Origin of the sequence: Pseudoalteromonas sp. DL-6, from assembly GCF_004328665.1 — a bacterium.
GTDB lineage: Bacteria > Pseudomonadota > Gammaproteobacteria > Enterobacterales > Alteromonadaceae > Pseudoalteromonas.
Genome location: NZ_CP019770.1, coordinates 104,923 through 118,515 on the forward strand (window position 1 = coordinate 104,923; position 13,593 = coordinate 118,515).

The 13,593-nt window shown below is 39.5% G+C and carries 11 protein-coding genes and 1 pseudogene; 7 read left to right on the top strand and 5 right to left on the bottom strand.

The window, feature by feature from the left end; all coding sequences use genetic code 11:
* The first annotated feature begins 43 nt into the window (after positions 1-43).
* A complete protein-coding gene (locus B1F84_RS00535; RefSeq protein WP_131690267.1) occupies positions 44-2,710 on the top strand; it encodes an ATP-binding protein in 2,667 nt (888 codons plus the stop codon).
* Positions 2,711-2,829: 119 nt separating this feature from the next.
* Positions 2,830-3,831, top strand: coding sequence for an adenosine deaminase (add, locus tag B1F84_RS00540; RefSeq protein WP_008109049.1), 1,002 nt, complete (start codon positions 2,830-2,832; stop codon positions 3,829-3,831).
* Between the two features lie 66 nt (positions 3,832-3,897).
* On the opposite strand, the gene B1F84_RS00545 is transcribed toward add, so the two are convergent.
* From B1F84_RS00545 to B1F84_RS00565, 5 genes are all read right to left on the bottom strand, one after another.
* Entirely contained in the window at positions 3,898-4,311 is a 414-nt protein-coding gene (locus B1F84_RS00545; protein WP_054202871.1) for a CBS domain-containing protein, read from the bottom strand.
* 159 nt (positions 4,312-4,470) lie between these two features.
* Positions 4,471-5,184, bottom strand: a complete 714-nt coding sequence (fre, locus tag B1F84_RS00550) for an NAD(P)H-flavin reductase (protein ID WP_131690268.1) — start codon at positions 5,182-5,184, stop codon at positions 4,471-4,473.
* A 95-nt stretch (positions 5,185-5,279) separates the two neighbouring features.
* Positions 5,280-6,746 (bottom strand): 4-hydroxy-3-polyprenylbenzoate decarboxylase, encoded by a 1,467-nt coding sequence (gene ubiD, locus B1F84_RS00555; protein WP_131690269.1) that lies wholly within the window; start codon positions 6,744-6,746, stop codon positions 5,280-5,282.
* Positions 6,747-6,817: 71 nt separating this feature from the next.
* Entirely contained in the window at positions 6,818-8,848 is a 2,031-nt protein-coding gene (locus tag B1F84_RS00560) for a methyl-accepting chemotaxis protein (RefSeq protein ID WP_131690270.1), read from the bottom strand.
* A gap of 67 nt (positions 8,849-8,915) precedes the next feature.
* Entirely contained in the window at positions 8,916-9,194 is a 279-nt protein-coding gene (locus B1F84_RS00565) for an MliC family protein (RefSeq protein WP_131690271.1), read from the bottom strand.
* Positions 9,195-9,311: 117 nt separating this feature from the next.
* On the opposite strand from B1F84_RS00565, the pseudogene B1F84_RS00570 reads away from it, so the two are divergent.
* The 5 genes and pseudogenes from B1F84_RS00570 to B1F84_RS00590 form a co-directional block, all read left to right on the top strand.
* Positions 9,312-9,737: pseudogene (locus B1F84_RS00570) on the top strand (DUF808 family protein); the annotation flags it as partial.
* Positions 9,738-10,236: 499 nt separating this feature from the next.
* On the top strand, positions 10,237-10,560 hold the full coding sequence (locus B1F84_RS00575; protein ID WP_106762078.1) for a hypothetical protein: 324 nt from the start codon (positions 10,237-10,239) through the stop codon (positions 10,558-10,560).
* Positions 10,561-10,702: 142 nt separating this feature from the next.
* Positions 10,703-11,677 (top strand): hypothetical protein, encoded by a 975-nt coding sequence (locus B1F84_RS00580; RefSeq protein ID WP_131690272.1) that lies wholly within the window; start codon positions 10,703-10,705, stop codon positions 11,675-11,677.
* Between the two features lie 184 nt (positions 11,678-11,861).
* Entirely contained in the window at positions 11,862-12,704 is an 843-nt protein-coding gene (locus B1F84_RS00585) for a hypothetical protein (RefSeq protein WP_131690273.1), read from the top strand.
* Between the two features lie 124 nt (positions 12,705-12,828).
* Positions 12,829-13,392 carry a hypothetical protein gene (locus tag B1F84_RS00590; protein WP_131690274.1) on the top strand — a complete coding sequence of 188 codons (564 nt, stop codon included), beginning with the start codon at positions 12,829-12,831 and terminating at the stop codon, positions 13,390-13,392.
* Positions 13,393-13,593: the final 201 nt, after the last annotated feature.

Genomic DNA, 13,593 nt, shown 5'->3' on the forward strand with positions numbered 1-13,593 from the left:
ATTATAGTTATAAATCAATAATAAAAGCGCAGGAGCGGCGGTTGTGAAAAATGTATTTACACTTTCCTTTAGCCTCGCATGCGCTTACTTCTTTAGCGGTTACCTGAGTAATTTTTTATTTGCTGTTAATGGTTACGCGGTTGCCTCTTGGCCTCCTGCAGGTATTGCACTGGCAAGCTTTTTACTATGGGGGCGTCGCGCTTATGTGGGGATTTTTGCAGGCGCTGCTTTTGTTAATTTAATTCACTTAGACAGTGTTGCTGATATTTTAAACTGGCAAGTATTATTGCAAGCTATTGGCGTCAGCTGTGCTGTATTTTCTCAGGCCTGGCTGGGTGCATTCCTCATTACCAAAGTTATTAAAGCGCCTCTTAATTTATCTTCCCTTAAACTTAGCATTCAAAGCTTGATGATTGGTGGACCGCTGTGTTGCGTCATAGCTGCTGGGGCAGGAACCATTCTGCTTGTTTTTAATCATATAATTAGTTCATCTGCTGCGCTTAGTACCTTTATTACCTGGTGGATTGGTGACTCAATAGGGGTGCTGATTTTTACCCCGTTAGTACTGGCTATATTTAACTATTCGCAGTTGCGTCATCGGCTACAAGTTATTTTACCTGCGTTACTTATTTACGCCATTATCAGTATTAGTTTTTATGGCGCGGCCAGTGTAAAAAAACAAAAAGACATTCAAAAACAAGAAGCTAAATTGATGATGACGCAAAGTGCCATTAATCAAAGGTTAGATGAAGTGGCTGCGCATCTATCTTTGTTAGGCGCATTTTTAGCAAGTAGCGAACAAGTTAGCCTTGATGAGTTTAATCATTTCACCTCTAAGCAGTTGAGCTACAGTGAAGAGATTTTAGCGTTAAATTGGGTACCAATCATTACTGCCAATTCTATTAATGAATCTACTAAATGGGACAAAAGTGTCGTTATAAAACAAAGAATGGCGAATGGACAATGGCAAAAAGCACCCTCTAGTAATATTTATTACCCCATAAAATACATTTATCCCTTAAAGAATATGCAAGATCTGTTGGGTTTTGATTTGAGCTCTGATGTGGGTATTCGCGACGCCCTTAATAAAGCAAAAATTCTTAATGAGTTGGTACTGAGTGAGCCATTTAAGCTAGCCCCTACAGACGAGGAATTAAGCGTACTTTTTATTTCCCCTGTATTTGGTGCCCCTGATATTGAAGGCGATTTTAAAGGGTTTGTAATTGCCCTAGTGAGTTTAGCTAAGTTATCTGAGGCACTTTCGTTTGATAGCCGTGGTGAAGTTGCGATTAGTTTTACCGATATAAATAAAACAGATAACCAGCAACCCCTTTATGTAGCAGAACATAGTGCAATGAAGTTGTTAAAAGACTATCAATTGTTAATTGGTCATCAGTTATGGCAAGTAGAAATATACCAGCCTAAGACGCAATCAACCTGGCTAATTTATTGGTTAGCACAAATAGTAGGAATGTTGTTTGTTTGGCTACTGATTATGTTTTTAATTTCAGTGGTCGCCACTAATGTTCGTATACGGGAACAAGTTGCAAAGCAAACACTAACTTTGCGCCAGGAAAAGAAAAAAGCTGATGAAGCCAGTGAGATAAAAAGCCAGTTTTTAGCCAATATGAGCCACGAAATTCGCACCCCAATTAATGGTATTAAAGGCATGCATTACTTAGCACTGCAACAGCAGGACTGGCCGCAAGCAAAAACTTACATAGAGCAAGCTGATGGTGCGGTTAGTGTCTTATTGAGAGTGCTTAATGATGTGCTTGATTTTTCAAAAATGGAGGCGGGTAAACTTGAGTTAGTGCAGGAGCCTGTGGAGTTAAAATCTCTAGCAAAAGAAGTCATGAGTTTAATGCAATTTGAAGTCAGTAATAAGTCTTTGTCGCTACAAGTTGAAGTCGACCAGGACGCTTCTTTAGTTGTTAATACCGATCCTATTCGTTTAAAGCAGGTGCTGCTGAACTTATTAAATAATGCCGTTAAGTTTACTGCTAAGGGCAGTGTAACATTAAAGATTTGGCAGTCAGCAAAAATGACTTATTTTAGTGTCAATGATACGGGGATTGGAATTAGTGAGGAGGCACAAAAACAGCTATTTAACCCATTCTCTCAGGCTGATAGTTCAACCTCACGCCAGTTTGGTGGCACAGGGCTTGGTTTAAGTATTTGTAAAAAATTAGTGGAACTGATGGGAGGAGCAATTGATTTAAAAAGTAGTGAAGGTCACGGCTCTACTTTTACCTTTAGTTTACCGCTTCATTCTCCGTTACCTAAAGCACAATATTATTCAGGTAAGTTAGATAAAATAGATATAAGCAACCTATCACTGGCGAAGTATCGCTTACTACTCGTTGAAGATAACCCATTAAATCAACATGTGGCTACCGCTATTTTAGAAACCAAGCAGGGTGTTGTTGATATTGCTAATAACGGACTTGAAGCGATTAAAATGCTAAGCGATAAAAGATACGACTTAGTATTAATGGATATTCAAATGCCACAAATGGATGGCTTAAAGGCAACGAAAGTGATTCGTAATGAATTAGGGTTTTTAGATTTACCTATTATTGGCCTATCTGCTAATGCGCACGAAGAAGATGCTAAAAAAGCGATTAACGTGGGGATGGATAACTATATAACAAAACCGATTGATGCAGATGCACTGTTTAAAATGATTTGGTTTTATTTATCACGTTAACTCTTTTTATATAAAAAGCAGACATAAGACCTCCAAGCGCTATTTTAAGTATTCTACACTTGAAATATTACTGTACCTGCGTATCATTCGCGCAATTTTAATTCAACCGAGTAGCTATTATGATCAATAGAAAAATACCTTTGCTAGATATTCACCGTCATTTAGATGGTAATGTACGCGCGCAAACCATACTAGAACTTGGTCGTCAGTTTAATATCGCTTTACCAGCGGACAATGTTGAAGCACTTATTCCTCATGTTCAGGTTATTGATCCTGAGCCAAACTTAATGGCATTTTTACAAAAGCTTGATTGGGGAGTGACGGTACTAGGCGATTACGATGCCTGTAGACGTATTGCGATAGAAAACATTGAAGATGCGCAAGCGCAGGGCCTTGATTATGTAGAGCTGCGTTTTAGTCCTTATTATATGGCTCAAAGCCAAGGGTTACACCCTCAAGGCGTTGTTGAAGCAGTGGTTGATGGTATCCGAAGTGCAACAAAAGATACTGATATAAAAGCAAACTTAATTGGTATTTTGTCTCGTACATACGGAGTTAAAACCTGTCAGCACGAGTTGGACGCGTTACTTGCCTTTAAAAATGATTTGGTTGCAGTGGATTTGGCCGGTGATGAAATTGGTTATCCTGGCGAGTTGTTTGTTGATCATTTTAAGCAAGTACGTGATGCATATTTGGCTGTTACTGTGCATGCTGGTGAAGCGTTAGGTGCTCCAAGTATTTGGCAAGCATTAAACGAGCTTGGCGCAAGCAGAATAGGCCATGGTGTTAAAGCGATTGAAGATCCAAAATTAATGGATTATTTACGCGATAACCGTATTGGCATTGAATCGTGCTTAACCAGTAATATTCAAACCAGTACAGTGAATGATTTAACCAAACATCCACTTAAGCAGTTTTTAGATCATGGTATTTTAGCTTGTCTTAACACGGATGACCCAGCTGTTGAAGGCATTGAAATTGAGTACGAGTACGCAGTGGCAGCACCAAAAGCAGGTTTGTCACAAGCCGATATGGAAAAAGCGCAAGCGAATGCGCTTGAAATTGCCTATTTAAGTGACGCTGATAAAAGCGCACTTAAAGCTAAAGTCGCACAGCGTTAAGTTGCTTATATTATCCAGAGTTCAGGTTATATAATTAAAAATGCCACTGTTTACAGTGGCATTTTTTTATATGTGCGCATTACAACTAACGTAATTATTATAAAGTGCTTTTAATATATCGGCACGGCTGATCATACCTACCACTACACCGCCATCGATTACGGGGTAATTTTTAGGTTTACCAGGCTTCATTTGTTCTGCTAATTCCATAATATTGGTATCGCCGTGCACGGTTACCACATCTGTTTGCATCAACTGCGATACTTTCACCATACCATCACAAAAATAACTACTTTGCATTAAGGGTTTAAGTAATTCTTGCTCTGAGATAAAGCCAACAAGCACCTTATTATCATCAAATACCGGCGCGCCTAGTAGTTTAAATTTTTCTAGCTCTGCTATGGCAGTGGTCATTTCTGTATTAGGGGTGATATGAGGCAACTTATGTTGCATAAAATCTTTTACTTTTGTATTTAACATTTAGGTTTCTCCCGCTTAATGTTCTGTACAAAGTATGGTTTATAGATTGGATTTTAGGAAATTGTTTATGTTGATGAGCTTAATAGGTAATAACAATCACAGTGCTAGCAATTAAAACAATTAAGGCACCCTAAGGTGCCTTAAAATAATGCGCTAATGTTACTTTATAAACGCGAATGCATCTGCGTACATGTTTTCACGAGTGGCGCCATGATTTATAAAATCATCACGTACTATGCCAATCATGTCAAAACGACCTGCCATGTAAATATCGTAAGGTTCTAACGAGATGATATCGTTCATCACCGCTTTATGAACATAACCAGTGTGGCCAGTCCAGCTGTCGGTAGGATGCTCTACGACAGGAATAAATTTAAAGTTTTCACGGCTATCTGCCCATACTTGCATTTCGGTATGTGCATATAGCGCCGACTCTTCTTTTACTCCCCAGTAAAATAGCACCGGGCGCTCACAGTTGATTTCAGCTAAATGCTCAGCCATTGACTTTGCGTAAGAAAAACCAGTACCGCCGGCGAGTAAAATAATTGGACGCTCACACTGCAAACGCAGCTGAGAAATACCTAAACCTGCTTCAATAGTTACGGTTTGGTTCTCGTTGTGGGCACTACGAAGGTGTTCTAATGATTGCATCGCGTAAGAGTCTGCGTTTGATGCGCCAATGTGTAACTCTAATGCATCAGTTTGTGAGGGGCGACTCGCGATTGAAAACGCACGTTTATCTTTTTCACCTAAAACCAACTGTAAATATTGACCAGCTTCAAATGCTACAGGCTGTTGCGGCTTTAAAATAACTTTATGAACAAATTCTGTTAGTGGGCTGATAGAAACAACTTCAGCGAGTAATGTTTGCATGTTTTACCTTAAATTAGCGGATACGCACTTTATTTGAGCAATAATAGCATATCCGCAGGGTGAGTTTATAGCCTAGAGGCCCTAGACCAAAGTCGTTAAAGAATATCTAAGCTATCCCAAAGCTCATCAACTCGATCTTTAGTGGCTTGATCCATGACAATAGGTTCGCCCCATTCGCGAGTTGTTTCACCTGGCCATTTATTAGTTGCATCCATGCCCATTTTTGAACCTAGGCCCGATACGGGCGATGCAAAATCTAAATAATCAATTGGCGTGTTTTCAATTAACGTCGTGTCGCGCGCAGGGTCCATACGAGTAGTGATAGCCCAAATTACATCGTTCCAATCTCTAGCGTTAATATCATCATCACAGACAATAACAAACTTAGTGTACATAAATTGTCGTAGGAATGACCAAACTCCCATCATTACGCGCTTGGCGTGACCTGGATATTGTTTTTTCATTGTTACCACGGCCATACGGTACGAACAACCTTCTGGCGGTAAATAAAAATCGACAATTTCTGGAAATTGCTTTTGTAAAATTGGCACGAATACTTCGTTTAATGCCACCCCTAAAATCGCAGGCTCATCCGGCGGACGGCCAGTAAAAGTACTATGGTAAATAGGGTCTTTACGATGTGTAATATGGGTGACCGTCATGACTGGGAAGTCATCGACTTCGTTGTAGTATCCTGTGTGGTCGCCATATGGACCTTCCGGCGCCATCTCTCCAGGCATAATATGCCCTTCAAGTACGATTTCTGCACTGGCTGGTACTTGTAAATCATTCGAGATTGACTTAACCACTTCAGTTTTACTACCACGTAGTAAACCGGCAAAGGCATATTCGCTTAACGTATCTGGAACGGGGGTAACAGCGCCTAAAATAGTCGCAGGATCTGCACCTAATGCCACCGAAACAGGGTAGGGCTGGCCAGGGTGTTCTTTACACCACTCTTGAAAATCAAGCGCGCCACCGCGATGAGATAACCAGCGCATAATGATTTTATTTTTACCCAATAGCTGTTGACGATAAATCCCTAAATTTTGGCGTTTTTTGTGAGGCCCTTTGGTAACGGTTAAACCCCAAGTAATCAAAGGTGCAGCATCGCCAGGCCAGCAGTGCTGGATAGGAAACTTAGTTAAGTCAACGTCGTCACCTTCTAAAATAACTTGTTGGCAGGGGGCTTTTTTAACTTCTTTGGCCGGCATATTAAGTACTTGCTTGAATACCGGAATTTGTCCAATCGCTTCTTTAATACCTTTTGGCGGCTCAGGTTCTTTTAGAAATGCGAGTAATTTTCCTACTTCACGTAATTCACTAACATCTTCTTGGCCCATACCCATAGCTACACGCTTTGGGGTACCAAACAAGTTAGCCAAAACGGGAATGTCGTACCCTTTAGGGTTTTCAAATAATAAAGCAGGGCCTTCGGCACGCAGTGTGCGGTCAGCAATTTCGGTCATTTCAAGATACGGGTCAATTTCTTGGCTGATGCGTTTTAACTCGCCTCGTTTTTCAAGTAAATCGATAAAATCGCGTAGATCTTTGTATTTCATTGTGGGCCGTTACTTAGCAAAAAGTTAAAAGTATTATACCCAGTTCATACAAGCCAAGTCATTAGCTGCGCTTAAAACTTAAAGCGCTCTACTGCACCTTTTAATGAGTGTGCAAGTTGATTAACGTCTTCACTTTCGCTTGCTAGGGTCGTCGCATTGTTGGCGTTTAAGGTGGCCTGCTCGGTTACCTTAGCCATTATTTGTTGAATATCGGTGCTGTTTGTAAGTTGTTCATGTGAGGCATGAGCAATCTCTTTACTCATAGCATTAACCGATACCAGCGTGCTTTTAATACGCTCAACGGCACTATTTAGTTCAGTGCTGTTTTCAACGCAGTGCTTAGCCTGTTGTTGCCCATCATTTATTTCAGTTTGAGTGGTTTGAGTATGCTGCTGTAGTGTGTTGATCATGGTGGTAATTTCGCTTGTAGAGCTTTGCGTACGAGCTGCAAGCGAGCGGACTTCATCCGCTACTACGGCAAATCCGCGACCATGTTCACCGGCCCGCGCCGCTTCAATTGCGGCATTAAGTGCCAGTAAATTTGTTTGCTCTGCAATACTGCTAATGGTATCGACAATGGCGCCAATTAGTTGCGTATATTGCGCTAATTCTTCTGTACTGCTTACTGCTCTATCTAAGCGGCTTAAAAGTGCCTCAATGCTTTGGCTATTATTGTTTGCAATGTCGTTTACGTCATTAGCAAATTGCGAGGCATTAGTAATTTCATCTGAAGTGCTTTGCGCTTGCTCGTATACGGCTTGTGAGCTTTGTAACATTTGCTGCGCTAATGAGGTTGCTTGTGCACTACGTTCCAGCTGTTGCTTAGCAACAATGGTCATTTGCTGGCCTTTTTCGCTGGTTTGAATCGCTGAATTATCGAGTTCGTAAGCGTCGTTACTAATGGCTTTTATTAAGTGAGTTAAATCATCACAAAGCTTATTAGTGTTGTGCATCAGCGTACCAAATTCATCTTTACTGTGGGGATTGCTACGCTTAGAAAAGTCACCTGAGGCTATGCGAGCAAGTTCTTTATTCACCTTTTTAAGCGGTTTTAGCATGGCGTTAGTAGTAAATACTGAAATAATAATCAGCAATGCAATTAATACAAACGCAATAATAATCACTAAGCTAGAGCCGGTATTAATCGCTGATTTAGCGCTATCTTGTAGAGAGTTAAAGCGTATGTCAGCCAGTTTATTAAGCTCAATCAATTGATTTTCAATACTAATAAAGGCGTTTTGAAAGCTTTCAAAACGCTGATCAACTTTGTCTTTATTATTGAGCACAGTATTTTGCAATGCATACAGCCCATTAGGATTATTTAATAAGCTACTTAAATCATCAAATGCTGTAATAAGCTCATTTGTGTTGAGTTTATTAGCAATAGGGGTGGCTTGTTGCTCTAAGTAACTAAGATTAGATTTAATATTGTCGAGTAAAAAAGAGGTATCTTGCTGATGATCGTTTATATTTTCTGACGTGGTTATTTGCCCAATTCCTTTGACATTATTATTTAAAGTAAATAATAAATCATCAACACGAGTCGCTGTGCCAAATACTGCATTCAAAAGTGATTGCTGGTTGCTCGCCACGTTTATGAGCTCTATATCAAGTAAGCGGTTACTGAGTTCACGAAGTTGTTCATTAAACGTAATTGTTAGTGCTGCGGCTGAGCTTTGCGCCTTAAAGCGTTGCTCTTTTGCTGCAAGCATGTCGTTGCTTATTGTATTTAGCTTGGTGAAGTCATTATTAATAGTAACGAGTAATGTTTGCATGCCTTGCTGCTGGGCAACTTGCGCTTTGAGTGTTTCTAATTTACTAAAAAACTGCGTTTGTTCGGCGTGCGCCTGTTTTTTATTTTCCAGCAGTAAATTAAGTTTAGTTTGGCTATAAGCAATGGCATTAAATTTAGTAATAGAAAGGAGTGATAAGCGCAGATCTTTACTCGCTTGTTGTACAGGCACTGCCAAGGTTTCTATACGCGTGTTAGTAGTACTAATTTGATTTAGGGACCAGTAAAAAAATAGACTGCTAGTAAGCATTAACAAGCCAATGGCTGAAAAGGCTAAAATTATTTTATGTTTGATGGCAAGAGATTGCATAACTTTATCAACAATATTAAGACTTTTGTTAGTGTAGCAAGTTTTTTAATGCGATGTTAGTCATTGGTTAACTGGTGTTGCAGTGATATTTTTTGCCGCTAATTATTAGCATGGCTTGCTCGCCTTTGCTCCAAAATAACACCTCTTGATTAATGTATTTACTGCCTGAAGCACTCACCTCATGATTCAATATGTAATCATGATCATAAAAGCTCAGCTTTGCTTGCTTGTTGCTAATAATATCAAGTTTTGCAGGTGCGTTATCGCAAACATAGTTATTTGTAACTGGCTGCTTATTGCATGCAGTCAAAGCTATTAGAGCAATAATAACGATAGCGTGTTTCATTGGCTGTGCCTTATTGAGTCCCTTGTTTAATTAAGAGCTTAACAAAGCTAAATTAACCGTTGGTGAAAATATAGCTTTACGTTATGTTTAAGATCTTATTTTTAGTTAGGAAATTTCATGGCTGGCAGCAACCTTTTAACATTACTGGATGATATAACGACTTTGCTGGATGATATTGCGACCATGAGTAAAGTTGCGACAAAGAAAACAGCCGGAGTACTTGGTGATGATTTGGCACTTAATGCTCAGCAAGTTACTGGGGTTACTGCTGATAGGGAGCTGCCCGTTGTATGGGCAGTGGCAAAGGGGTCGTTTTTAAATAAAGCCATATTAGTCCCTGCTGCGTTATTAATTAGTGTGTGGTTGCCTTGGCTAATTACTCCACTTTTAATGATAGGTGGCTTATTTTTATGTTTTGAAGGCGCAGAAAAAATATTTTTATCTCATCATGCAGAAGCGACAGAAGGTGCTGAAAATTTAGACCTGGCAGAGTATGAAAAACAAAAAGTTAAAGGCGCCATTCGTACTGATTTTATTCTTAATATGAAAAGTTAAACGGTACACTTTAATAAAGTGTAGATAGAATGAGCTTAAAGAGAAATAAATGTGTACTACTTAAAAACTGACATAAAATAGGATATAGGATACTTTTAAACCTCAATTGTAGTAAACAAAAGTAAATTTTAGGCTCATAAAAACGATAAAAGTAAGCACTTCGGTAAATTATAGTAGCTCATATCTGATCTCACAGTTTCTATGAATAGGTCAGGAATTCATCCGAAAGGCAGTTATGAGCGATAACCGGTCATTGAGTTTGGCTAAACACAAGAGTTAGTTGATTGGTTAAACTACTCTTTGCGCATATATTCATGAAAATGAGCGACGCGCGCATATTGTTCCATTTAACTTTACTTAAAAGTTTTAGAAAACTTAGTGATAGTAATACCTTAGGTAATTTGTTAAAACTATATAATATAGAAAAGTGAGCGTTAAGTCGGCAGAGATATGCGCGATGAGCGCACTATTAAAATGTTAGAACAGTATGAAGATTGATCCAGAAAAGATATTCAATGGTGGAAGGCTGTTTCTCTGGGATGAAAAGGATCTTCAGAAGGCAGAGTACACAGTAAATCCAATTGAAGTGACGTCACTAAGGGTTGGTGCCAAGTGCTTCAGCTACTATGGGATAGAGAACCTGTTAGGTAGATTATCAAAATACATAAATGTGGCCGCGATCGAGCTCGCTGATGACAGGATTCAGGATCACGATATGCCGAAGGTAAGGCAGCAATTCGAGAGGGCTTTTCCTGCTGCAACTTTCAAATGGGGCTATGACCTGTTGGTGGCAGGCAAGCATGGGCGTTGAAGTATCAAATTCTAACAAGGCGCTGTAGTACGCGGCCGATGGCCGATGGCCGATGGCCGCCGGACGCCCTTTTCATTGCGGCTTCGCCTCCATTACAAGGGCGCCGCTAATCTCAGCGTTATAGGTCTATGTAGGAGAGTACATGATATCTAATAAATTCAGAATGGGTTTAATTCTTGCTTTGGTAATTATGTCAACGGAGCTTTTTGCCTCAGACAAGTATCAGATTACGGAAGGTAGTAGTATTGTAAATGGAATTGAATTAAAGGCTGTCGAATTTTCTATGAGTGTACCGGTATATCTTAATAGATATAGAACGACTACACCTGACAAGCTAATTATCAAATTCGATGAGGCGGGGTTTACCGAGTTATCAACTGAGACATACAGTAGTTCATATTTATTTTCTGTTGGTGAGGTTGAGCAATTTGTTGGAATTCTAACTAAAGGCAAGGCTGATGCAAAACACGCTCGATATTCTAAACAGGCTGGAAAATTTAGAGTTGGGCAGGTCGGTGGAAAACTGATAGTGAATATCGTGACACATTCAGGAGGGGAGCTTGGATACTATTCATTATTTACAAAACCTGTCTATAATTCGGCTACATGGGTTGAACATAGGCTTAATCTGGCCGAAGTTGACGCGATTATAGAAGTTCTCTCTTTAAAGAATAAAGTTGTTTCTTCATTGAGTGGGGAAACCAATGAAATTAAAGTAATTAAATTAAGTATGAGTATGCAGGGACAGAATTCGGCAACAGGTGGGCTTTCACTTAAAATAACCCAGAAAACAGATAAAACAGATTTGTGGGTTGAACGTGCTAAATTCAAACTTTCAGTTAGTAATGATGAAAAAAGGAGATTGAGTTTAGGGTTTAGTAAAGCCCTTAAATATCTAAAACATGCTAATTTGTCTTATGAAGATTTACCAGAGAAAAAATTTCAAATTGCAAAATTGAAATCGCAAGAGATTGTAGCTAGTGTTGAGTCGTTTGGAGGAAATTCTGATCGTTATCAGTTAACAACATATTTGTTGTCAGAGAATGAGTCCGAGCCAAGGTGGGTAATAATTTCTGAGGATCAGCTAGAGAAATTCATAAGCGTTATTAGCAAGTAAAGTTTATTTTGAAAAATTTTAGCTTTAAATTGCTAGAAAGGACCTATAACAAGGCCAAGAACTCGGAAACCAAAAGCTCCGCACCTTTTGTGCATTTGCTTCGCAAATTATTGCACAAAAGCTACTACACTTTTGGTTCCGGTGTTGGCGGCGTTAGCTGCTTAAGCTCATAAAGGAACAAGAGATGAGAAAATACATCATAGCTCTCCCAATCATCTTATCTGGCTGTATATCAAGCAATCCTATTAAGCCTGAGGATTTAAGCCATAATTATTTCGATACAGGAAGAAGAGTTGGATATAAAATTCAATCACAGAACCTAGAATACGACATCAAAGTTGCAGCACAGTGCGACTCCAACAAACAAAAGTATTCATTCTCATTCATAGATAAAAGCAGTGGACAAAGAGCTTATCAGCCCCAATGGTCTTTTTTCTTTAATGGAGAAAAAGATTATCGCTCATCCAAAGAATACGATGAAGCTGAATATCTTAATAAAGCCACAAATGTTCAGGTTGCTAGATATTTGGGCTCTTCAAAATATTCTCAAAAAGTTGACCTGTCGGCACCAGAACTACTCAACCTCCCAACGCTTTGTAAAGATAAATACACACAAATACAAAAAGATTCAGCCAAACGCAGAAAGCAAAGAATGGAAAAGGATGCAGAATTAGTTGCGTCCGTAAAAAAATCAACGGGGTTAGAGCCCATGTTTTCTGACAGCAACCAGAAAAATTTCAATGAGCTAGTTTATAGTTTCCAAACAAATGGCTTCGCTCAACATCAAAATAAATTTGTATGGACTGAGGATGGTGATTACAAAGTATCACAGGTCTTGGACGGTAAGCTTATGTTAACTAGTTACAGCACACGTTTACCACCAATAACCATCATTACAAACTTACCTGCAATTGAGGGGCAATTTTGGTCTAGCATTTCACGCGCACCATTAAAGTTTGTAGGCGTCACCAATTACACAACCGTTCTTGGTGCAACTAAACAAACAGTTGTTTTTCAGCAATTGTAATGCAGCTAACAAGGCAAGGCATTGGACTGTCAAAAGCGTCACTTAAATTGCTTACGCAATTACGTGCCACTTCTGCCAGCCCATGCTCGCGGCGTTAGCTGTTTAATGAAAAATTTGGAGTAATATGTCTCATTATTTTGGTATCGAAGAAATCAAGACAAAGTTAATCGTTGTGGTTGGAATGTCTTTGTCAGGTGAAGAATTTTGTAAAAGATACCGTATGGGGTCTGATGAGTATCATAAAGTCTATAATCTCGCTGATTACACGGCATTAACTAAAACTATCGTCAGCAATAATCTAATAGAAATTTCAGTTAAGGTTCGGTGCTTAGTCGACGCGTTGAGCTCTCAAGGAATTAAATTCCCAGTAGAAAAATCAATTACGACCTACGGCGCTGGTAGTTGTGCTGATGGCAAGAAAAAGATGAAAGGCTTTCGATTTATTTGTAATAAGGTTATCCATGCTGATGGTTTTAATCTTGATTTCATTGGCCGAAAATCCTTACCTAAAGAAATGGTTTGGTGGTCAGGAGATATTACTGTTTCAGGGGCATATCAGGGAGAAAGGTGGGAGTTCTTCTTTTCTGTTTTAGACTGGTGTGACGAGGTACTAGAGTTCCTAAAACTGGCAGAGGCACAAATTGATAAAATTCAGGGGAGTTCGCGCGATCTTCAGCTACACAGCTAACAAATTGTTCAAGAGTGATTCGGCACGCGTGGCATTTTTACCATGCGTCAAGTTTAGTGGTTAGGTGGTATGCGGAGGCTTAGGTATTGCGTGCCTCACACCTTAACAAGGCGTTACAAATGTCCGCAATTGGCACATATGCGACTGTCAGATTTGATTAGACCACTAAGATGAAATCTGGCATATAAAGTTATGACGTGA

Coding starts and splice junctions, on each gene's coding strand:
- add (WP_008109049.1), top strand. CDS start 2,830: ATGATCAATAGAAAAATACCTTTGCTAGATATTCACCGTCATTTAGAT.
- B1F84_RS00545 (WP_054202871.1), bottom strand. CDS start 4,311: ATGTTAAATACAAAAGTAAAAGATTTTATGCAACATAAGTTGCCTCAT.
- fre (WP_131690268.1), bottom strand. CDS start 5,184: ATGCAAACATTACTCGCTGAAGTTGTTTCTATCAGCCCACTAACAGAA.
- ubiD (WP_131690269.1), bottom strand. CDS start 6,746: ATGAAATACAAAGATCTACGCGATTTTATCGATTTACTTGAAAAACGA.
- B1F84_RS00560 (WP_131690270.1), bottom strand. CDS start 8,848: ATGCAATCTCTTGCCATCAAACATAAAATAATTTTAGCCTTTTCAGCC.
- B1F84_RS00565 (WP_131690271.1), bottom strand. CDS start 9,194: ATGAAACACGCTATCGTTATTATTGCTCTAATAGCTTTGACTGCATGC.
- B1F84_RS00575 (WP_106762078.1), top strand. CDS start 10,237: ATGAAGATTGATCCAGAAAAGATATTCAATGGTGGAAGGCTGTTTCTC.
- B1F84_RS00580 (WP_131690272.1), top strand. CDS start 10,703: ATGATATCTAATAAATTCAGAATGGGTTTAATTCTTGCTTTGGTAATT.
- B1F84_RS00585 (WP_131690273.1), top strand. CDS start 11,862: ATGAGAAAATACATCATAGCTCTCCCAATCATCTTATCTGGCTGTATA.
- B1F84_RS00590 (WP_131690274.1), top strand. CDS start 12,829: ATGTCTCATTATTTTGGTATCGAAGAAATCAAGACAAAGTTAATCGTT.